General features: G+C 37.3%; 28 protein-coding genes and 3 tRNA genes. 5 read left to right on the forward strand and 26 right to left on the reverse strand.

Going from position 1 to position 21083, the window contains the following annotated elements; translation table 11 throughout:
* Positions 1–6: 6 nt before the first annotated feature.
* The 19 genes from HMPREF1504_RS06225 to HMPREF1504_RS06320 all read right to left on the reverse strand — a co-directional run bounded on the left by HMPREF1504_RS06225 (position 7) and on the right by HMPREF1504_RS06320 (position 15157).
* Complete coding sequence (locus HMPREF1504_RS06225) at positions 7–1260, reverse strand: PBSX family phage terminase large subunit (RefSeq protein ID WP_038124423.1); 1254 nt, start codon at positions 1258–1260, stop codon at positions 7–9.
* The gene (locus tag HMPREF1504_RS06230) at positions 1244–1687 is read right to left on the reverse strand and encodes a terminase small subunit (protein ID WP_038124425.1); all 444 of its coding nucleotides are present in this window, start codon (positions 1685–1687) and stop codon (positions 1244–1246) included. The genes HMPREF1504_RS06225 and HMPREF1504_RS06230 overlap by 17 nt, the downstream gene beginning before the upstream one ends.
* Before the next feature lie 288 nt (positions 1688–1975).
* The gene (locus HMPREF1504_RS06235; RefSeq protein WP_038124427.1) at positions 1976–2635 is read right to left on the reverse strand and encodes a hypothetical protein; all 660 of its coding nucleotides are present in this window, start codon (positions 2633–2635) and stop codon (positions 1976–1978) included.
* Between the two features lie 14 nt (positions 2636–2649).
* The gene (locus tag HMPREF1504_RS06240) at positions 2650–3534 is read right to left on the reverse strand and encodes a hypothetical protein (RefSeq protein ID WP_038124429.1); all 885 of its coding nucleotides are present in this window, start codon (positions 3532–3534) and stop codon (positions 2650–2652) included.
* Positions 3535–3738: 204 nt separating this feature from the next.
* Positions 3739–4269 (reverse strand): hypothetical protein, encoded by a 531-nt coding sequence (locus tag HMPREF1504_RS06245; protein ID WP_038124576.1) that lies wholly within the window; start codon positions 4267–4269, stop codon positions 3739–3741.
* Positions 4270–4347: 78 nt separating this feature from the next.
* Positions 4348–4680: a DUF4406 domain-containing protein gene (locus HMPREF1504_RS06250; protein WP_038124431.1), complete on the reverse strand. Its 333-nt coding sequence runs from the start codon at positions 4678–4680 to the stop codon at positions 4348–4350.
* Positions 4681–4705: 25 nt separating this feature from the next.
* Complete coding sequence (locus HMPREF1504_RS10110; RefSeq protein ID WP_156919369.1) at positions 4706–5041, reverse strand: hypothetical protein; 336 nt, start codon at positions 5039–5041, stop codon at positions 4706–4708.
* 59 nt (positions 5042–5100) lie between these two features.
* On the reverse strand, positions 5101–5739 hold the full coding sequence (locus HMPREF1504_RS06260) for an ATP-binding protein (RefSeq protein ID WP_232203329.1): 639 nt from the start codon (positions 5737–5739) through the stop codon (positions 5101–5103).
* Positions 5726–6616: a Lin1244/Lin1753 domain-containing protein gene (locus HMPREF1504_RS06265; RefSeq protein ID WP_038124435.1), complete on the reverse strand. Its 891-nt coding sequence runs from the start codon at positions 6614–6616 to the stop codon at positions 5726–5728. The genes HMPREF1504_RS06260 and HMPREF1504_RS06265 overlap by 14 nt, the downstream gene beginning before the upstream one ends.
* A gap of 3 nt (positions 6617–6619) precedes the next feature.
* Positions 6620–7057 carry a hypothetical protein gene (locus tag HMPREF1504_RS06270; RefSeq protein WP_038124436.1) on the reverse strand — a complete coding sequence of 146 codons (438 nt, stop codon included), beginning with the start codon at positions 7055–7057 and terminating at the stop codon, positions 6620–6622.
* Positions 7054–7776: an MBL fold metallo-hydrolase gene (locus HMPREF1504_RS06275; RefSeq protein WP_084644750.1), complete on the reverse strand. Its 723-nt coding sequence runs from the start codon at positions 7774–7776 to the stop codon at positions 7054–7056. The genes HMPREF1504_RS06270 and HMPREF1504_RS06275 overlap by 4 nt, the downstream gene beginning before the upstream one ends.
* 2 nt (positions 7777–7778) lie before the next feature.
* Positions 7779–8657 carry a recombinase RecT gene (locus HMPREF1504_RS06280; RefSeq protein WP_038124439.1) on the reverse strand — a complete coding sequence of 293 codons (879 nt, stop codon included), beginning with the start codon at positions 8655–8657 and terminating at the stop codon, positions 7779–7781.
* 10 nt (positions 8658–8667) lie between these two features.
* Complete coding sequence (locus HMPREF1504_RS06285; RefSeq protein ID WP_038124440.1) at positions 8668–9435, reverse strand: phage antirepressor KilAC domain-containing protein; 768 nt, start codon at positions 9433–9435, stop codon at positions 8668–8670.
* Positions 9436–9437: 2 nt separating this feature from the next.
* Positions 9438–11369 (reverse strand): AAA family ATPase, encoded by a 1932-nt coding sequence (locus HMPREF1504_RS06290; protein ID WP_038124442.1) that lies wholly within the window; start codon positions 11367–11369, stop codon positions 9438–9440.
* Between the two features lie 9 nt (positions 11370–11378).
* A complete protein-coding gene (locus tag HMPREF1504_RS06295; protein WP_038124444.1) occupies positions 11379–13037 on the reverse strand; it encodes a PcfJ domain-containing protein in 1659 nt (552 codons plus the stop codon).
* Between the two features lie 14 nt (positions 13038–13051).
* Complete coding sequence (locus HMPREF1504_RS10460) at positions 13052–13408, reverse strand: hypothetical protein (RefSeq protein ID WP_038124446.1); 357 nt, start codon at positions 13406–13408, stop codon at positions 13052–13054.
* 1 nt (position 13409) lies between these two features.
* Complete coding sequence (locus tag HMPREF1504_RS06305) at positions 13410–14054, reverse strand: hypothetical protein (protein ID WP_038124447.1); 645 nt, start codon at positions 14052–14054, stop codon at positions 13410–13412.
* A 13-nt stretch (positions 14055–14067) separates the two neighbouring features.
* A complete protein-coding gene (locus HMPREF1504_RS06310) occupies positions 14068–14460 on the reverse strand; it encodes a hypothetical protein (protein ID WP_038124449.1) in 393 nt (130 codons plus the stop codon).
* A 496-nt stretch (positions 14461–14956) separates the two neighbouring features.
* Entirely contained in the window at positions 14957–15157 is a 201-nt protein-coding gene (locus HMPREF1504_RS06320) for a helix-turn-helix domain-containing protein (RefSeq protein WP_038124451.1), read from the reverse strand.
* Positions 15158–15226: 69 nt separating this feature from the next.
* Between HMPREF1504_RS06320 and HMPREF1504_RS06325 the strand changes: the two genes are divergently transcribed.
* On the forward strand, positions 15227–15424 hold the full coding sequence (locus HMPREF1504_RS06325; protein ID WP_198017408.1) for a KTSC domain-containing protein: 198 nt from the start codon (positions 15227–15229) through the stop codon (positions 15422–15424).
* On the opposite strand, the gene HMPREF1504_RS10405 is transcribed toward HMPREF1504_RS06325, so the two are convergent.
* From HMPREF1504_RS10405 to HMPREF1504_RS06330, 3 genes are all read right to left on the reverse strand, one after another.
* The gene (locus HMPREF1504_RS10405; protein ID WP_156919370.1) at positions 15425–15595 is read right to left on the reverse strand and encodes a hypothetical protein; all 171 of its coding nucleotides are present in this window, start codon (positions 15593–15595) and stop codon (positions 15425–15427) included.
* Positions 15596–15749: 154 nt separating this feature from the next.
* Positions 15750–15899, reverse strand: a complete 150-nt coding sequence (locus HMPREF1504_RS10465) for a hypothetical protein (protein ID WP_198017409.1) — start codon at positions 15897–15899, stop codon at positions 15750–15752.
* A 26-nt stretch (positions 15900–15925) separates the two neighbouring features.
* The gene (locus tag HMPREF1504_RS06330; RefSeq protein ID WP_038124455.1) at positions 15926–16141 is read right to left on the reverse strand and encodes a helix-turn-helix transcriptional regulator; all 216 of its coding nucleotides are present in this window, start codon (positions 16139–16141) and stop codon (positions 15926–15928) included.
* Positions 16142–16324: 183 nt separating this feature from the next.
* Between HMPREF1504_RS06330 and HMPREF1504_RS06335 the strand changes: the two genes are divergently transcribed.
* The 3 genes from HMPREF1504_RS06335 (at position 16325) to HMPREF1504_RS06345 (ending at position 18356) form a co-directional block, all read left to right on the forward strand.
* A complete protein-coding gene (locus HMPREF1504_RS06335; RefSeq protein ID WP_038124457.1) occupies positions 16325–16714 on the forward strand; it encodes a helix-turn-helix domain-containing protein in 390 nt (129 codons plus the stop codon).
* 15 nt (positions 16715–16729) lie between these two features.
* Entirely contained in the window at positions 16730–17008 is a 279-nt protein-coding gene (locus tag HMPREF1504_RS10660) for an ImmA/IrrE family metallo-endopeptidase (protein ID WP_024060127.1), read from the forward strand.
* 274 nt (positions 17009–17282) lie between these two features.
* On the forward strand, positions 17283–18356 hold the full coding sequence (locus HMPREF1504_RS06345) for a site-specific integrase (RefSeq protein WP_038124459.1): 1074 nt from the start codon (positions 17283–17285) through the stop codon (positions 18354–18356).
* Between the two features lie 92 nt (positions 18357–18448).
* On the opposite strand, the gene HMPREF1504_RS06350 is transcribed toward HMPREF1504_RS06345, so the two are convergent.
* The 4 genes from HMPREF1504_RS06350 to HMPREF1504_RS06365 all read right to left on the reverse strand — a co-directional run bounded on the left by HMPREF1504_RS06350 (position 18449) and on the right by HMPREF1504_RS06365 (position 20242).
* A tRNA-Leu gene (locus tag HMPREF1504_RS06350) sits at positions 18449–18534 on the reverse strand.
* 13 nt (positions 18535–18547) lie between these two features.
* A tRNA-Phe gene (locus HMPREF1504_RS06355) sits at positions 18548–18623 on the reverse strand.
* A gap of 20 nt (positions 18624–18643) precedes the next feature.
* Positions 18644–18719, reverse strand: a tRNA-Asp gene (locus HMPREF1504_RS06360).
* Between the two features lie 299 nt (positions 18720–19018).
* Positions 19019–20242: an inverse autotransporter beta-barrel domain-containing protein gene (locus tag HMPREF1504_RS06365; RefSeq protein ID WP_038124461.1), complete on the reverse strand. Its 1224-nt coding sequence runs from the start codon at positions 20240–20242 to the stop codon at positions 19019–19021.
* Positions 20243–20389: 147 nt separating this feature from the next.
* Here HMPREF1504_RS06365 and HMPREF1504_RS06370 point away from each other — a divergent pair, with 147 nt between their 5' ends.
* Complete coding sequence (locus tag HMPREF1504_RS06370; protein ID WP_038124585.1) at positions 20390–21007, forward strand: DUF2939 domain-containing protein; 618 nt, start codon at positions 20390–20392, stop codon at positions 21005–21007.
* Positions 21008–21083: the final 76 nt, after the last annotated feature.

Raw genomic sequence — 21083 nt, forward strand, 5'->3', positions numbered from 1 at the left:
AGCCTCCTAATAAATATCAACTTGGCCTGTTTTAACCACAGCAAATTTCTCAAATGCATACCTCATAGCATCCATTAAATGGTTATTATCATCTTCAGGCTTGCCGGTATACTTACCAAATCTATCTTTCCCCCATTGATACTGGCTAATCTCAGTAAGGAAATTAACACATCTAGGGTGTACTATAATTTCATAGTCCTGGATGCGCTGCACACCATTCAGAATACTATCCGCACCTTTTTTAGATGCTCGAGTTCGAGTCAATCCAAATTCTCTCAACTCTGTTATACTTTTAGGCTCGGCACAATCAGCAACGATAGCTTCTTTTGCATATCCCAAACGTTGTACTCGTTCAGCTATTGCTCTGTTAGTAAGAGCTCGTTCATAGAGTTCATCAAATACATATAGTCGACGTTCTGCAGCATCAACGACACCACAGAAGAGAGCTGTCGGGTCTGTAGTATAACCAAAATCCAAGCCAAATATGGCTTTTACCCCTGGTAACTTGCGTACTTCATCAATACTGAAATCTTGTTCCTTCCAGTTTTCGTATACAAGACCATCAACTACCCCCCACTCACCCAAGCCGGCTACTTTATACCGCTTAGGATTCTTTTTCATTTCCTCAAACAGTGCTAAGTCTGATTCGCCCAGGAACTCATTACACATATAGTTAGTAGTTAAGGCTAATACATTTTCGCTAGGCTCATCAAAGAAGCGTTTCTTTAACCAGTGCCTATCTGACCACGGATTAAATGTTAAGACCACCTGGTGATACATCCCATTAGGCAACTGACCACGAATAGATTCATCCAATCTGTTGAATGCATCTTCGCTCATAATCTCGTAAGCTTCTTCAATCCAGAGCCTACACAGAGCCCCAACTTCAACTGTAATGGATGTTACTTTTAATGGATCATCAAGACCTCTAAAGAGAATCTTTTGCCCTGTCGGTATGTATGTTATTTCGAGAGGAGATACGGAACATTTAAAGTACCGCTCCACCTTCAACTGGCGCATGGCCCATTTAAGCTGCGCGAAACAACTGTCACGCAAAGTCCGTTCTGTCTTACGAACCACCAGCCAATTAACGCAAGTATTCTCCATTATCTCCATAATAACTTTTAGAGACTGCGTGGAGGACTTCTTACTGGCACGACTGCCCTTTACTACTTTATAACGGCCTTTGAACCGCCAAAAAGCACCGTACCCCTTGCCTACGATATCAGGTAAGCACACTTTGTTAGTCGGCAATATCATCACCACCTACGATGATAACTGGTTGCACATCAATCGTAGTATCACCACTAAGAATCCGATGTCGCTTGGCCATGAGCTCTAGTGCTTTTAACCTAGAGCGCTCATCAGGCGGTTTATCAATGATACGTGCTTCAGAACAACCTTCCCCAGTCCCCTCAATAACCACTTGCTTTTCATTTGAAAGTCCTAGAGCAATTCTTGTTAACTCGTACTCAACTTGTTTGGCTGTCATGATATTTTCGTCTAAATAAGCCTCTCGCAACTCGGCAACCCTTGATTTTATGTCATCATTAGTCATCAATCGACTACCTTGCATCTTAGCTGTTTTTTCTGAGTATCCAGTGCGAATAGCAGCCTGTGTCGCATTCATATCCTTAATGTACTCGTGACAAAACTTTTCATGTCGTTTGTTTTTTAATGCAGCCACTATCTCACCTCCTGGCTACTTCAATATATTTTTATTCTGCTTATATTTACCGCACTCCTTATGAACCTTTGCGGTTTTTGTTTTTACTAACGAATGTGATGGTGCATACGATTTACACATATGGTCTATATGAATTCCATTAGCCTTGCACCAACCCTTTACATTATTAAGGCATCGTCTTTTTTCACAATACACATCTGTCAATAGCATCACCACTTTTTCTCAACAAAAAAGACGCGGTCAAATGACTGCGTCTCTAAAGTTTATGATTATAATCAATACTTACAATTAGAAAAATTTTTTTATAAAACTAGACTTAGAATTTTTCCCATTTAAAAATTGACTAACATTTTCCATTCTAATTAAATCATCATTAATCTGATGATACAACATATTTATCAACTGACTATATTCTGAATCTAAACTTAATGCTACTTCGTACTGATTAATAGCGCCTTTAACATTCTTTAACTTTATATATTCTTCCGTAATAGCTGGTTTTCTAGTATCATTAATAAATTCTTGAAAATATATATTTATATACCTCATATCATTCTTTTTAATAGACTCTTTATAATATACTAAAAACCTATTGATTCTACATAAAATATGATGAATATTAACACTTATCCATAGCTCCCTTTTATAGATATTTTCAATATCGTTCAAAAGATTATCGATTTCATCAACCTTTTCCAAAAATACAAATATTCGTTTATGATCATTTGTACTTTTTGACTGATTTAACTTTGCTAGAACTTGTTCAATTAACTCGTAAGTATCTAATCGTCTATCAATAATTTTATGAGCATAATCGTTACTATACTTTTGTCTATTACTATATATATTCCCAATTAATGTAATTAATGAAACACATATAGCAGTTGTAAAGCTTATTAAAGATGCTATTAGTATAAAATAATCTTTATATTCTATAAACCACTCCATATTAAATCATCCCTTTACATTAAAGTATCTGATTTATAATCTGATTCATTTATAACGTTTAAAACCTTTGTAATTATCATATTCTCAGTAATTTTGTTTAAAGACTTATTGAAGCCTTGTTCAAACATAACTTCTACAATAAGAGAATCACCACGTTTCAATGAAATTTCTTTATTCTTCCACTTTTTCAACCATTTTTGGTCCATTATTTTAGCATTAATTAGTTTTGTTTTATTAGGTGCATAATTATATTTAAATTGCCATTTTGACTCTCCTATTAAATCTACCTTTTTAATCATCAATGTAACTATTTGCTTTTCTTTAACCTCTGTCACATCAGTAAGTGACTTAACAATCTCATCATTGAGCTCAAATCCACCCGTTAAATCAACATCTTCATTTTCTAATGAAAAGTAAACTTTATTATTTAGTGGTAATGTTTGAACCCCACTATTAATTAAAGATACTCCTTTTAATAGATTAACTCTACTAATATCAGAATATGCATCTAAATCGTTAAAACCACTTTTTAATGCTTCTTTACGTATTTCATCCTCTACGGCTTTAATATTTTCAGAAGTTGGACGTTTATTATGCCCTATTAATTTGATTACTTCTGACGTAGCATTTCTTAAAAATGCACTCCCTTTTTCTACATATTCTTTGGTAAACTCACAGTTTTCAGCAGTTTTTATAATAGTTCCTAAAACTACTTTTATAGAGCCTTTTTCAATAGAACGCAATGTTAAGGAATTCGTTGCCTCTAAATCCAAACATTTAATTAGCTCATCATTCAAAAATTGCATTCCTTCAATAGTTTTTGCTATAGATGAAAAAATCTTCTCTGGATGCGGAGATTCTTCACTATATTCAACAGTAAACGTGAATAAATCTGACATAATTTCTCCTCTAAATACTACAAACACTAATTACCATCATTATACGACAGATACGCAAAAAAGACACTCAAATCTGAGTGTCTTTTTTGCTTTAGTGTTCTAGGTATTCACTGTGTCGAGAGAGATTAATCGTTTCCCTATTAACTCACACTATCATTATAAACTGTCAAGAAGGACAGGTCTAGGACAGTTTTGGGACAATTTTCAGGCTAGCTTTGTGTTAAGCCCAATAACACCCCATAGCAAAACTGATAACTCTTCAATGCCTCTTGCAATATAACGTTTGATAGTCCGTACATCAGGTTTTTCAGGGAATGATTCTGCAATCTCTTCTAATGTTTCTCCATCAATATAATACCTGCGCATACACTCACAATACTTAAATTGCTTTGCACTACACTTCTCAGCATAGATATCGAGCATGTTATTCACATGCCTCATCATCAATGCTGTTTTTTCTTTGCTTTTGACAATCGCATTTACTTTCACAATGCTTTTATCGTCAAACATATCAATTAACAGCTCATTGAGCCATATATCCTCGGCTTGTGTCGAATCCGTGATAGCATTGTCAACGTATGACTGTAACTGACTATAATGCTTAAGCAGCTTGATCGTGTTGTGTCGAAGTTTACGACCTAGCTGTGCATTTTCTTGCTTGGCTAATTCATAGTAGGTTTTTGTGGCCACATCAGTGGCCAACCTAGTGATTTTTTCAATTTCGTATTCATTCAAATACATCTCCCCCTTTTTAATTTGTAGTTTAGTCCGAATTGTGTTTATACCAACTTCATAAGAAGCATCTAACAATAATTAAATCATGTTCATTGCTTTCCATTCGCTTAACACAAATGTAGCAATCCCATGTTTCTTGGCGTATTCATATTCGCCTTTACAACCTCGGCTAGTCTCCCAGCCATCACACAAGACCAGTACATCACAATGATTGAGTAGGCCTAAACATATCCCTAAGCCAAATTGATATTGGTCTCCGGTTAAGTACATAAACCCATAATTATGGATAGGTGATACATAGTCATGTGTAATATCAACCATCACCAGTTCTTGCATGATTTTATCTATTTTTTCTTTATTGCTCTTCTTTCCATCATATGGATGAGCCACATATACAAGCTTTTTCTTCATAATACCTCGCTTTAATTAACACTCTTTACAGGAATATACTCATGCACTCCGATATGTGCAGGATTACATAATTCTCTGTATCAGTTATAATTTCATCTGCCATCGTGCCTATGAACTTTCTATTATCATTTTCTAACACACCTGCCAATTGTAGACCATCAAGAATAAATTTCTTAGCGAACGCTACATTGTCAGGATCATGCCTGGTCGATGAGTGCCATTCAAATAACAGGTCTACTTTCCCCTTTACCGATTCTATCTGTTGTGATAGACATTGTTCTTTCACTTGCTCTGTACATTTCTTTTTCATAGCAGCAGCAGCTATAGTCGAACCACGTTCACAATCAATGTACTCATTCAACGTGGGGAACCTGTCGTGAGTTTTCTTTCTAAACCGAAACTGACAACGTAGGATAATCTTCATCGGTGTGATTCTCCCCAAAATATAGCTTCCTCATAATCTTTGCCACGTAATCTATCAATCACTCGTTCGCTATAATGGTCTTTTGTTTGGTCGTTATTATAATTAGTTGTCAGTATAACTGGCTTCATATCATGGTATCGGCCAATAATAATGCTTTCAACTTTTGTGTGCACCCAATCAGATTTAGAATACTCCGCTCCAAAATCATCTAACAACAATAGCGGAATATTCCTGAGCTTTTGTTCATAATTTAGAAACGCAACTCTATCACCCTTTGATAAGGTGAGCATGATATCCAATAGACTAGGCATAGAAATCATCATACAGCCCCGTTTCAGCGCTAGAACCTCTTTCAGGATACTAACTGCTATAGAAGTTTTTCCAGTGCCAGCAGGGCCCCTTAAAATCAATCCTTTGCCACTTTTAAGATTTGTCTCTAGGTTATCCACATACTGTTTCACTACGGCATATGCTTCAGAATTCTCTTTAGGGAAGCTGCCATGTTTACGTAACCACTCAAAATCCATATCATAATATCGCCGAGGGATACCAACTGCAGCATAATGTCCATTGACATCATTCTTAATCACTACAGGCTTATCATAAACAGGATAGAAGAACTCATCCTTTACCATGGACTCTCTCGTATTCTGCTTGCCAGTCGACTTCTTCCTTTTTTCGAGAAACGTTTCTAGCATTTCCGTTATGTTTACTTGCTCCAAAATCTTTTTGCACCTCCTTCTTTAGATTCCCTGCCGTGACAGTTTCAACATACTTGATACTATTACCGCCATTATCAGCTGTGGTATTGATAGCAACAATAACTCGTTCCTTCCCATAAGACTCAACCAGATCATCTAATCGGTCTTTAATGACAGGTGATACATCTCCGATTGCTTTCATGTACAAATCGTAAATAGGTTTATTTTTTACTTCATCATCGTCAAACATAGATAGAGGATTTTCATCTTCACGCGCGCGCGTATCTCTCTCTATATTATTTCCTTTCCTTTCCTTTCCTTTAGCTTGATTTGCTTGATTTGCTTCATTTGCTTGAAGCATTTGCTTCGTTTTGCTTCGTTGTTCAGCACTCTTAAGACCGCCTAAACGACCAGCCTCACTGCGTTTTCTGGATATTTCCGCTTGCTTATTTTTCCGAAGCAAATTTCGTCGAATAAGAGAGGGAGACCAAAAATACTCGCCATCCGTCTCTAGTAGCTCACACTCATTTATAAGCAAATTTACAAATGCTTCTGCTTGCTCTGTTTTGCTTAAATTTGCTTCAATGCTTGAAGCATTTGCTTCGTTTTGCTTCATTCCGAACGCTATGCCTAACCCCGTGAACGTAATTTTATCCATTGGTAATCTATACTCTTCCTGTACAGCCAACTGCTCAATCAGTATCCACCACCACGCATAAGAAATTATGCCGCATAGCTCTTTCATTACGATGATTTTAGGGTCATTACTAGCATTAACATCGTGACTGAAGTAATAGACATCCCTTCCCATCCGTTACTCCTCGTTTGTAAATAAATTGCCTTGTGCACGTTTACCAGCAATAAACCTTACACATTCATCTATTAAGTCTTGCACTGAAATAGCGAATGTACGGTCTGCATACTCTACCGATAACCAATCAGTTTTGAATTTCAGTTCATCAGTTGAGGTTGCATCTTGTATAATGCCTTCAACGCTGACTTTATCCACCACGTCCTTGATAACGCCATATTTAAACTTAAATGAGCGTACGACAAATGGGATGTTGAATTCTTCCAGGAATTCAAAGTTCTTTTTCATAATAGCCTGTAGTCGGCTGAAAGCTTGCATGAGTTCAGGCCGTGGATCATCTTTAGATTTAATGGTAAAGACATCTGTCAGACCAGTAGCAGATGGTTTCTGATAGGCGATATTGATATCGTTATCTGTAATTTGAATAGATTTAACAATCATAATGAACTCCTTTCTTGTTCTACGACTACATATTTACCGGTAGCAGCTTCAACAGCTTGTTTAAACATAGCTGCATCGGAGTTTTCATCAGATAAATGAAGTAGTCGAATGTCCTGGCACTTGGTAAGGTCCATAGACTTTAGAAATTTAATAACATTCTCTAACGAAAAATGGGATTGAATTAATCGTTCCATACGTTTCTCATGTAGGCATCCATCGTCAACGCGTTGGTTTAGGATCTCATAAGAATGATTACACTCGACCATAATGTGATTCACATCTTTAAATGTGTACCGGCAATAATAGGTGTCGGTAATATATAAGAGTTTCTCTTCACCATCGGTAATTAAAAAACCAACATTCGGAACATCATGCTCTAATTCAAATGGTAAGATAGTAAAATTACCAACAGAAAATTGAATCTTAGGCGTTATATAGACCACTTTATGATGTCCGGCAACATAGATAGCCTCAGCTGTGTCTTTTAGCATATACACACGATGTCCGAGTTTTAATAAATCAGGCACGGCCTTGCAATGGTCGCCGTGTTGATGAGTCACTAATGCACCGCAGAGATGTACAAAATTAAATCGACAATATCGCTGTATGTCTTTAAATGCTAACCCTGCATCTAGTAATAATTCATCCCCATTGGTTGAGGTTTTGATTCGGTAGCAGTTCCCTTTTGAGCTACTACCGAATGCTTGAATACTAATCACAATTAATCACCAAACATATGGACGACTTCGCCTGTTTCAGGATCTACGAATTCACTTGTAGGAGTAGGTTCAATATCAATCGTTTCTGAATTTGCGTTATTAGCAATAGTTTCAGCCACATCAGATTGAACGTCGATGGTTTCTCCTTCAAAATCAGGTGTGAGTTCGCCATCATTATCACGGATGACGGCGCCATCTGAGGTGAGAGCATTCGTCATATTCTGCATTTCAACAGACAAAATACCATATTTGCTTAGCAACTGTTTAAGTACGGTTTTAATAGCCATCGCATCAAAGTCAGTTTTCCAAAGTCCAAAACCTTTTTTATAAGTTTGAGAATACTTTTTAGCATGTGCTTCCATTTCTTCTTTACTCATGTATAGGTATTGTTCATACCCATTCTCCAATCGGAAATAGGACATATATCCAACAACAGCATCCCCGGTAGGGTCCCCTAATTCAAATTCACCTGTTAGTCGATTCCGTTTCTTTATTTCACCTTCATAGATTTTAATGGCATTAATCTTTTTGTATTTGCCAGATCTAATGGCTAGCTGAATATACCCTTTGTATCCCATTTGAAATTGGGCTTCATAAATTTTCTTTTTGCCATTATAAAATGGAACAATATAAGCGAAGCCTAAATTTTGATTAATAGGAAGGTCTAGTGTAGCTGCCATAATACCAGCAGTAACGACAGTCGTAGGGTCTGCCTTAGTTAAGAGTTCATTATTATTAGAAACAGAAATCAAACTAGATACAAATGCTGCTGACTTCTTCCCTAATATTTCATTAAATCGTTTTTTTATAGACTCACTCGATACTAAAGTCTTCAATGATTGAGTTTGTAATTGTGTTTGCGCTTTCGCAATTTCTCCCATTGTGTGCCTCCTATGCTACGTCTTCACATACAGCGTGAATGTTTAATTTAGTTAAGATACTATGAATTTCTAAGCGTCCTTTTTGCGTCCATTTAGTCGTGATTTTTGAATCTAATCGGCCGTCACTTCTGCAGAATGTAAAGGTTTCTGATTTGGTAAAACCTTTCGCCATATGCTGCTTGTAGAGAATCCATTGATCACCGACCTTACGTTGTAGACCAGCTTCATGCAAAATTTTATTTAACTCTTGAGCACTAAGACCATAGTCAGCTGCAATTTGAGTAATCGCTAAACAAGATTTACTTGAGAGAATTTTATCTACGTAATCCTTAACCGGTTTAAACTCCGCAATTTGCTGTTCTTGTTGCGCTACAATTGCTTTCGTTGCATTATGTGATTCTACCTCATCGGCATAAGCTCTAAGGGCTTCAGGCAATGTCTGCGGAATCACCACAGAATAAGAACCGGTTTTTCTAATAGCTGGGATTACATCATGCGTAATCCAACGTTTGAATTCTTTGGCTTCAGGTTTTCGACTTGAAAGCACCAGGCTATATAACCCATATTCGTTAATAGCCGCAATATCTTGTTTTCCTCCAGGGGTGTCCAGTTTAACCGACCCCCTTTCATCAGAATCTAGTCGACTGATTGCATCTCGGTGCTTTGTAATTTCTAAACAATCACATACATCCTTAGCGACAAACATTAATTCACCATCTACCGGAATAATCCGAACTTGTCCAAATCTATCATTATTAAAAATTTGTAAGTCAGTCATACTCACACCTCCTTAACCACTAGTTGTGGTTCTGATTCATCAACGATAAGCTTAATAGTTTGACTATTTACAGGAACAAACTCAGTCACCGCTTCAGCGTTATCAATAAACACCGGAGCATTCACTTTGAAATAGCTAGTTAGTGCGTTGATAATATCAAGGCCTACATTAATACGTGCAGCGTTATTCATGCTGCGATACGGAACCCCTTTATAGGTGGTTTCGCAACATTCCTCAACGTTGCCATTCAACATAACATTAAACATCTTGAATCGTGCTAGTTTGAATCTCGAGTTAATAACATCTTCCAGCATATTAACCTTGGCCTTAACGAATTCATCCATCAGATAAGAGGCTTCATCGAGCTTTGATTTTTCTGCTGCTAATTCAGCCTGTTGACTTTCTAGCTCTGCTACACGAGTATCAATCCGTTTAGCCTCTTCGTATTTATTCAATTCAGTTTCAAGGTTAAAACGGTGTTCTTTCGTTGTAGCAATACGTTTGTCTATGTCTGCAATTTCTTCAGAATGATCTGTATTAGATTCATCGAGTTTCATCTGCAGCATAAACTCTTCTGCTTTTAAATCAGCATATATAGAATCATCATCAAGCACTGGAGCTGTTAGCTGTCCAATTTCATCAGTTATGGTTTGTTTAACAAGTTCTTTCGCCTTAATAAGAGCCTCTAAAGTTTCAACAGGCTCTAAGCCGGCATCTCGTTTTTTAATATTCTCAATGTCTTGTTGCTTCAGTTCAATAGACTGATTAAGTTCTTCTAATTGCTTAGATTTTCTAAGGTTAAACTTCGTTTCAGCTTTTTCACGTGCGGCTTGAATTTGCTCTGCAGGAAGTTTTTGTCCGCAGGTCGGGCAAGCCTCATCGATATCCATTACAAATGCATCCTCGTTGACCTGCTGACGTTGATGCATCAGCTCGTCAATAACACTCTCGATACGTTGAATATCCCTATTTGATGTATCAAGTCGATGCTTGGTGCTCTCAACCTTAGAAGATAGATTGTTAAGTTCAGAAACAACCATATCGTATTCATTCGACTTCAATGCAGATTGTTTTTTATATTCCATCTGCAGTTCACTTTCACGAGCCATCAATCGACGTTGTACATCTTTAAGCTCCGCTCTAGTATCAACAACCGCATGTCCATTCACTAATAATGCTTTGTCTTCCTCTAGAGTTTCTAGCGTTGTAGTTGCTAAGCTAATCTCCTGAATAAGAACGTCTCGAGGAGTATCAATGGTAGGTTTCCCGCGCAAGGCCTCATCAATTCGAACTGGAATCATATCCAGCTCTTTATTGATGGCGGTTTTCTTAGCAGCTACTACCTTTCGATGATCGTCTACACTATGGCCTGATAAGATATCAGTCAATGCTTTTAGCTCACTATATTCTGCAATAACATCCTCATCTGATATATCTCCGCACATCTCAAGTAATAGCTTTCTGCGGTTCTGCCAGGAATATGTTTCGTTGAAATACAACGGATTAGTAATTAATTTGAAAATATTTTCATCAACTAATGAATTTACAATTTCCTTATATTCCTTTTCTTTTTTAGGAACGCCATCAACAAAGTAGTCTGTCGTATGACCTGTCATAGTGACTTCACCACCACGAGGGGATGAATACTTTTCACGATAGACACGTTTAAGCTCAACAGTACCACCTTCATCTAATGTAAAGGTTCCTGTTACTTCATGATTAACTTTATGGATAGGTTCGCCCCTATCCAATGTTTTGATTTCAAAATCAGCCCTATCCAGGCTATCTTTGCCAAATAGCAACCAACATACGGAGTCAAATACAGTCGTCTTGCCGGTAGCATTATCCCCACGGATAATAACATCACCGTTGAAATGTATAGTAAAGGCTTTCAAGCCTTTAAAATTTAGTAATTCTAATTTTGTGAGTTTCATAGTGATCTCCTATACAACATTAGCGTCCACATCAATGGTATGAGGTTCAATCTTCAAACGATTGGCCCATTTCATCACTGTAGAGTGAATTTTATTGTCTTTTTTTAGTTGTGCATTCGCGAATAACTTCGCTTGTACTAAATGATTAAATTTAGGTTGACCCTTTTTAACCTTATTACCAGTGGCTAACTCTAGGCATGCAATAGGATTCATGTCATCATCCGTGACAACCACAATTGCTGCTTGCCCTTGAATAACACGGTCACGATATGAACCTACACAGTTCTTCAATCGCTTTCCATATGTCATTAAATCAGCTGCAGTTTTTGGCACCATAAAGTGCATGCCATTCATATCAGCTTGTAATTGAGGTTGAGCAGGCAATATTACATCTCCATATTCCTGCTTGTTGAATATGTTGATTACTTCGTCATGGAAGTCCTTCAACTTGAATCGTTTCTTCCATAATGCCTCTTGGTATTTTGGCTCGAGTTTGGCATGCATATCCACACAATCCTCTATAACACGAATGTCCTCACCTAATAGCCAACGTAATATGGTAGGTTCACCGCACCGGTTAATTAATTGTTGCCACATAAACATTGCATGTGGACTTTTTAATCTCATCGCCTTACGTACATCATTGGCATTGTGAGCCTTACCAAAATATGGGTCCGTACCTTCATGCCTACTACGCCGTAATGTGAGTATAGTGCGCCTACAATTTTCATCACTAAATAGATTTAATACATCTGACATGTAAACGCTTAACGGATCATCAACCATACGCTTTCGCAATGCTCTACTGTTAGGAGCCTTATATGATTGTCTAAGCGCTGCTTGAAAGTTCATACCTTTTCTTGTAGCCCCTAACACATCATCTTCAAATGGGATATTTGTATATCGATATAAGCAGTAAGCATTAGTCCAATACACATATTGTTTCATCAAGCTAACAATGCTAGGCATATCAGGTGCCGATAGCTTCAGAACCATATTGAGCAGCATCGTAAAATGGTAGCCATTTTCTTCAGTAGCACTAGGTGCCACATATACATCCTTTGTTCCATATCCGTAAGTTTCCTTCAAACGTTTTTCAAACATTAGCCGTAACGCCTTGAATGTTTTGTTTAAATACTTCCGGTTAAAATCTGTCATGGCGTATGAATCACCAAAGAATTTCAGTACCGGCATAATCTCATTCTCACGAATATAGTCAACAGTCAATTCATGATGGATTCTAAATCTATCAATAAATGTTGCCTTACGTTTCTTGAAGTCGAATCGCAACGTTTCTGTACACATCCCTAAGTCATTTTTTTTGCCATCAAAGAAAAGCTGGATAGCTTGATATCGAATCTTCAAATCCAGAAAATGCTTGTAATTGATAACCTCGACATAAGCCGATACAGGATATACGCTCTCATCATTTATAGAGAAGTAAATTTTATGATCATAAGGGTTAGAAGAAGCTCGACAATTTGGACAGGTATAGTATTTTGAGCCAGTAACATATCCATTCTGATATGAATATCTACGTTGCCAGTTGCCTCCAAACGTAAATCCACAATCGATATGGTGTATAGTTGTATATTCCGCACCGTAAGGAGCCTCTAGGATTACACTATCGAACATTTTGTGAATATAGGTACTGGATACAATCTCCACAGTGAATACCCCCTTTAATCACCAAACATAGCAAATAGGTCTTCTGCTTCCTTCTCTTCAACAGGTGCAGGCTCTACTTCTATCACTGGCTTTGGTTCTTCTTTAGGCTTAGACTTTTTAGCCGTAGTCTTTGCTTTCTTGCTTTTAGTTTCAGCTTCCTCCGCTTTAGGCTCTTCCTTTTGCTTTTTAGTAGGTTCTACGATTTCACAAGCCTTTACAATAGCATTGGATGCTTTCATGACACCCTCGGTATACGCGATACCAGCTTCGTATTCCTCGACATTAACAGGGTCAAGTTCAATTGCTTTATGTAATGTATCCAATGCCTTTTTACAGATATCAGCTTGTGCTTTAAATTGTTGCTTAGACATATTATTCCTCCCCTGCCATGATAGATTTCAAATCAGTGATAAGATCATCTGTTAATGAGTCACTAGATGGACGAGTAACACCATGCTTGCCAAAAATTGCAAGTGCTTTTTTTGCTTTTACGCCGTCCTCACCCATCCATTCACGGAATTCTTTATAGAATGCTTTTTTATCTACCGGTTCATCAGTTACATCTAATACTGCATCCTGTTCCGGCGTTTCAATAGTAGCTGGTTCTTCAGTTGGTGTTTCAGCAGGAGCAGGTTCTACAACCGATTCTGTTACCGGCTCAACCTTTTCTTCTTTTTTAGTTTTTGTTGGCTTACCTTCGAAATCTGTTACAGGAACATCGTCTGCAGGCGCTGTCACTTCATTTTCTAAGATTTTCACTTTACAACCTTCAGCTTCAAGTTGATTGATACCTTCTGCAATCTTCTTACTCCCCTTTTGAATTGCTTTCTTGAATGTATCCTCGAGTTTACTCTCTGCTAGTTCAAGACTGGTGCCTGACGTTACTTTAACAATTGGCTTTTCCGACATACATTGGCCTTGGCATTGATGATTTAATCGTTCATTCCAATCTGCTACTTGCTCTGCTAGATCATCCAATGTATTAAATTTAATAGTTAAGATATTTTGATTTTCCATGATTTAATCTCCTTTAGAATCGAAATATTAGTTCTCCATCAACTAGTTGACCTTCTACAACTTTTGGCATTCCTAGTTTTATCAACTTATCAATGACAGCTCGCTTTTGAGTAATAAAAATGCATCTGCGTTCAATCTGACTCGCCGTCGGTTTAATCACAAATGGTTCGGTCTCCACTGCAGGGGATACACATATTACTCTGTTGTTAATATCAATACCGACCTTGAAATACTCTGGGCCTTTAATTTTCCGATAGGCCATCATTGATAATTTGATATAGCTCTTACATGTAACAATAGCAACTTTCATAGCTCTATCATGTTTACCGTTATGTTTTTCAAAGAAGCTAAAATCAAATGTATTTATAGCTGGTTTTGATTTTTTCTTTGCTACAAGTTCAGGCATAATACCTCCTTTTTAGTAACGACTTAATGTGTTACAATTAACTTGGTTATTTAACTAGAGCTCGTATCTCATTGCCGTGAGTACGGGCTTTTTTACATTTATTTTTAATGTGTTCGTCATGGCATCTCTTACACACCCTAATAGCTTTTCGATTTACTTCATCGAATATATAGCTATAGGTATATGGGATAATCCGTACGCCACATTTTAAACAATTAACACGCTTCATATATCACCTCCTAGAACCAAAAGGGCAACAATACAAACAGAGAAACAAACACCATGCAACTAACCAGCATGAATACAGCCAAAAATAATGCTTGCATTAATGGTTCCATTATTCACCTCCATGTTTAACTACATATAGCAACATGGCGCTCGCCCATAATATCCCTATGGCCATTACTAGATCAGGTATGACAAAGCCTTGTACATCTGAACCCTCTAGCAACCCGAACATTATAAGGGACGCTATCATGATAAATTTATTCATCTTTCACTCTCCTATTCTTGCCTGGCATCGTTTCGCTAGCCAGGCATTAAACGAATCTAAATGAATTAAGCGTTTACCACCACGCTGTCCGATTTTCATTGACGGAAAATCAAAGTCTTCCGCCCATTGGCGAATCACTGCAGGTGCAACGCTAGCCAGTTCTGCGGCCTCATCAACTGTGGCGCAGAGTTTATTTCTATTCACGGATATCTCCTTTCGACACAATAAATACTTTTGATATAATCACCTTGAAAGGAGGTGATTATTATGGAAATGATAAATGTATCATCTTCAAATGTTTCCGCCATTGGCTATGAAGATGGCATCATTCAAGTGCGGTTCAAAAATGGATCCGTATACCAATACTTCAGCTGTAGTGAAAGTTTATTTCAATCTTTTTTGAATGCATCTTCAAAAGGGAAATTTGTGCATCAGCATTTAGTCCATAAACCACAACGCAAAATTAGATGACTAATCATCTATCGGCACGCCAATTTCGGTATTGCACACATTCACAAAAGTGTCTGTCACCAATATCGTCGTATGAGGTGTGCCGTTTTTTCTTACCCATTCCACTAATGGTCTAGCTGCTAATGCTAGTTCTTCGCGTTCTTTTGTAATGCGATCTTTTACTGCTTTCATTTAGTGTCTCCTCTCTACCGCTATTAACTTTGTTGACGGATTAAAACCCACGTCCAGCAACTACAATAATCAAAATTCCTGTTAACACGAGCCCTACAATATATCCGATGACAAACTCCATATTTTCATCTCCCATCTTTCATTCACTAAAAGGCTAATTATACTTAGGAGTTAATACAGCAATATAATGCGGCGCCGGTTCAACATCATCAGCAGTAATAACAGCGACTACTGTATCGTCATCTTCGTTTTTAATAACTATTTTTGTAAACATATCAGTATTCAGAATTGTATTTTTTGTCATGAGAATCCCCTTTCGTGAGTCGCATATCATGCGACTATATTTGCAAAAAAAATTTCATTGATATCGTTGTATGTTAGGCATAATGCTTTCGCGATTTTATCTACATCGCTAACCGTAAAAGCCTCTCCCGACTTATTAAACTTCCTATAAACAGTCGATTTATCGACGTTTAATATCGTTGCTAAATCCGCAATAGATACATCCTTTTCTACTAATTTAGCTTTTAATTTTCTAGTGTTCATAAATTACACCCCCTTTCAAGTCGCTTTTATGCGACACCTTCTGATTTGATATTAACCCATTGAACAATGCATGTCAACAATATTTTTCGCATTATATGCGATTTTATAAATATTTTAAGAAAAATTGTTGCATTTTTGCGATTTGTATTGTATTATGTAAATAACTAGAAAGTGAGGCTTCCCATGAGAATCGGAGAACGTATAAAGCAAAGAAGATTAGAATTAGGGTATACAGCGGATGCATTGGCTAAGATGTTAAATAAAAACAGAGCTACTATATATAGATATGAAAATGGTGATATTGAGAACATGCCAATTGACGTTCTTGAACCATTAGCTAAAGCTCTTAACACTACGCCTGCATATTTAATGGGTTGGACTGATTCCCAACAATCAAGAGAACCCAAGCCTACTGAAGGATATTATGATGACCCTGAAGCAGCAGAGTTCGCGGAGTACTTACGCACTAGACCAGGTGCACGCATGCTCTTCTCCGCTGCAAAAGATATGTCTAAAGAGGACATGGAAGAAACCGTCAAATACATAGAGTTCTTAAAATCTAAACACAAGTAATACACACAAGGGAGAGTGTTATCGTTGGTTGTAAATTTGATTTACTGCGACTTGCCACATGCCAATGCTGTGTCAGAGGAATGTGAAGATGTAGATACTCATAATATCTACATAAACAAAAACCTCCCTCATGATCGCATGAGAGAGGAAATTAAACATGAATTAATGCATATTATTAATGATGATTTTTACTTAGATGAACACGTGAACCTTGTCGAACAAATGGTTCGTAGGTCACATATAGATGATTCGGAATTAGAAAATATCGACTTTTATCATCATTTTAATGTGTAATTACACATAAGGGGAGAAACCTAAACGCGTTGAATTACAACCAAATACTTATGGGTATCTAGAAGCTATGGGTGCCCTAGGAAATGCACAGCGCACTGGTAAATACACTCCAAAAACACAAAACTAATAAAAAAACAGCCCCTACTCTGCTACCAACAGAATAGGGGCCATGATACACACCTTAGAGGCATATACCAAAGAATACTATTATTATACCACAAAACCTCTAAGGCTTATTTAATATACCCAAATTTAGGCCTAGGAGGTTATTTTTATGGCAAAAAAGAGAGCCGATGGACGATACCAGGTATCGAAAACCATCAACGGTAAGCGTAAATTCTTTTATGGCACTACCAGGAAAGCAGCCATAGAAGCTATGGAGAAATACATAAATACTAATCAATCATGTGCTAATTTCGATGATACTATTTCATTAAACACCTGGGTTAATATATGGTTACAACTAAAAGAAAAGACCATAACCCCTGCCACCTATCAAAGTTATACTGGTATTATCAATCGTTACATAAGAGATAAAATCGGTGGCGTGAAGTTAGCCGAAATTAAACCTAATACATTACGGTATGTTTTTGAATCAATGGATGGATTATCATCAAGAACTATATCATACACCATGACAATTCTAGGATCCATATTAGAGCAGGCGGTAAAAGATGATATCATCCCTAAAAACTACATGAAAAACATAGACCGCCCAAAGCAGGTAAAAGTCCGTCATATGGTAACGTTATCTGCAGATGAAGTAAAAGACTTCTTATCCAATATATCAAATACAGAACATCATGCACTATTTAAATTAGCATTTGCAACAGGTATGCGGCGGTCTGAATTATTAGGATTGCGATGGTCTGATATCGATTTCAAAAAATCAACTATATCCATTTCACAAACAGCCCTCAAAATCGGATCTACTGCAGTTATATCTAATACAACTAAGACCACATCCTCAAAACGGATAATTGCCATTGATACGGAAACACTCCAGGAGCTTATGAAGCATAAAATAGTCATAGACAAGCGCAGAATTAAAACCATGAACTGGATTAATAATAATCTTGTATTCCCTGGTATAAAAGGCGGTCCTCGATGTCCTGATGAGGTCAGCAAAATATGTAAGAAATACGCCAGTTTAATCGGTAAGCCCTCTTTTACTATGCATGGTACTAGACATACCCATGCAACCCTACTCATCGAAAATGGAGCAAATATGAAAGCCATACAAGAACGCCTAGGCCATGCTTCATTCCAAGAAACAATGGATACCTACTCACATGTGACACCTAAAATGAAAGATGACATCGTGGAACGTATCTCTAAAATATTCTGATGTCAAAATGATGTCAAACCACGCAAGACTTTATGATGTCAAACAAAAATAAGGGCTTACAGAATTACCTGTAAACCCTTATTTAATCAGCTTGGTGCGGTTGGAGGGACTTGAACCCTCACGAGCGTACGCTCACCACCCCCTCAAGATGGCGTGTCTGCCATTCCACCACAACCGCGCGGAATACAAAATGGTGCCTCAGGACAGAATCGAACTGTCGACACACGGATTTTCAGTCCGTTGCTCTACCGACTGAGCTACCGAGGCATGTTTTTTGTAAAAAAAAATGGCGACCCCGATCAGATTTGAACTGACGATCTTCGCCGTGACAGGGCGACATGTTAACCGCTACACCACGGGGCCGCGTATCAACTCTCGTTGACTACTCGTATATATTAACATGAGCCACTAATATAATGCAAGTACTTTTTTCTAATTTTTTGATGAATTTCTCCAAAATATATAGAAATAAGAATTATACATCAAAAATCGTATATAATAGCCATTTATATTCAGTATACTTCAATATACTCCAGATTATATCCCCAAATTACAGAAATAAAATTGGCACCTAAAATTCTACAAGGGAACTTTAGGTGCCAATTCAAATATAACTATATTAAATTAATTATTATATAGTATTTCTACAGATATGATACTAATTATAAATGATCCCAAGGACCGTCACGCAAGTCTTGTTCCCAATAATACTCAACCTTCATATCACTGCGTTTAACCTTATCAAACATCTTAGAACGTGCCGAAGTCATCACATTTTCACTATGTTTACCACCAAAGTACGCATATCTAGACTTACCTAAAGTATACATAACAGATACATACGGTTCTACAGAACTAATATTACTTTTACCAATTCCTAAGTCTACAGAGATATGAGGCGTCACATTCATTTTAGCGCCTACCTTTAGCCCATGTATGGATTGCCACTTATGTTGGTCAATATAGAACATCTCTGCTGGATGTTCTCCTGGTGCTTTTGTTTTCCAATGATATCCTTCCACATAACTAGATAGCCAACGGGCATTCTTATAATCTCGTGTATACCGTATATCAAAGCCATCCAATACATGTTCATAAGAATATCGGGGTGTTCTATGAATACCATCAGGTGGTGTACTAGAGCTATCATGAAAATCTATTGCCCGTGGTACTTGACGTAAAGGTGTGTTAATGTCATAAGGCCCCACCTTTTTTTCTGATAGTCCATGGTATACATTGACACTAATCGTATTTAGACCAGCTACATATTCTAATCCTGCACTAACACGAGAAAATTTATCCTTAAAAGCATAGTCATAGAATACATTGGCACCGACGTAGGCATGCTCATGTGTACTAAGACGGCGATAGCCAATACCAGCAGTACCGACAACACCAAGAGTATCATGTTCTACTACTTCACCTTTATCAATATACATTCCTTGACCGTCAATTCTTCCAAGATCTGAATCCGAACCATTCCAATATGTAGTAGTGGAAACTTTTTCGCCACCATTACCATCTAAGCGCCCTTGTGCAAACACCATAGATTTGACATTTTTGCCATATTTCTTTATAGGTTGCAATGTTTCTATAAAATACTTTGCGTTCATTTTCTGCTTAGAATTATGATTATGATAATGGAATCGTGTATCATAGCTTAGATTATTATCAGTCATTTGTTTATTAGGCATTGCATAATCATGATAAGAATCTTTCTGAGTATCTTGTAACCCAATACCGATATCCGTACGATCCATCCAGTTACTTTGTTCAGTATCCCCGACTTTTACATCAGTACTCACATCTGCAGCCATCGTTCCCACACTTAGACTGCACATAAAAGCACTGCAAACCAGAGCTTTTAGTATTAATTTGTCTTTCATTTCTAACTCCTCTCTTACACATTCATTTTAATGATGAATATAAAATGAATACACTTTATTATACCTATAATCTAAAGCGCTGACAACTATAGAGAAGGAGAAATTTATGTGTTAAAATATATGTATTATATACATCGGAGCAACATTATGAAATCAAAAACATTAACAATAGCAATCATTATTGCCATCATAGCTGCACTGAGCGCTATGTGGTATTTCTTATGGTATATTCCTCATACACCAGTCTATACGTTCCAAACTATCCGTGAAGCCGTTGAAAACAAAGATGCGGATACGGTATTGGAGCACATCGATACAACATCATTGGTTAAAAATATCGTTACCCGCGAGGGCAACACCTATGTGGATACATCCTCACCATTAGGCAAGGCCGCTGTGGCAGCAACAAAAACATTTGGACCAGCCCTTCTTGATGATGTAATTCGTAAATATGTAGAGGATCCAGATAGTTTCAAATCGCAAAATAGTAGTGATTCAGATGTTGAAAGCGAAGACACATCCAATACGTTTTCTATGGTAGACCGCATCCAACGAGGTGAATTATTTAAACAACGCCATTTGGAAATCAAGAACATTACCTCTGAAGATGATGGCGATACCGCTACAGTAACCGTAACGATTCACAACACAAAAACAAACCAAACAGCTCCCATCCGAGTACTTATGAAGCACATCGGTGACGGAACTTGGGCCATCTATGATATCCCAGATATCGAAGCACTCTATAAAATCACAAGAAAATAAAGACCTCTTTTGTTAGGTTAATACGAAAAAGAGGCAGATGATAGCAAAATTCGACTTTGGCCCTGCGAAGCCCGAA

The sequence above is a fragment of the Veillonella sp. ICM51a genome (assembly GCF_000524355.1).
Lineage (GTDB): Bacteria > Bacillota > Negativicutes > Veillonellales > Veillonellaceae > Veillonella > Veillonella atypica.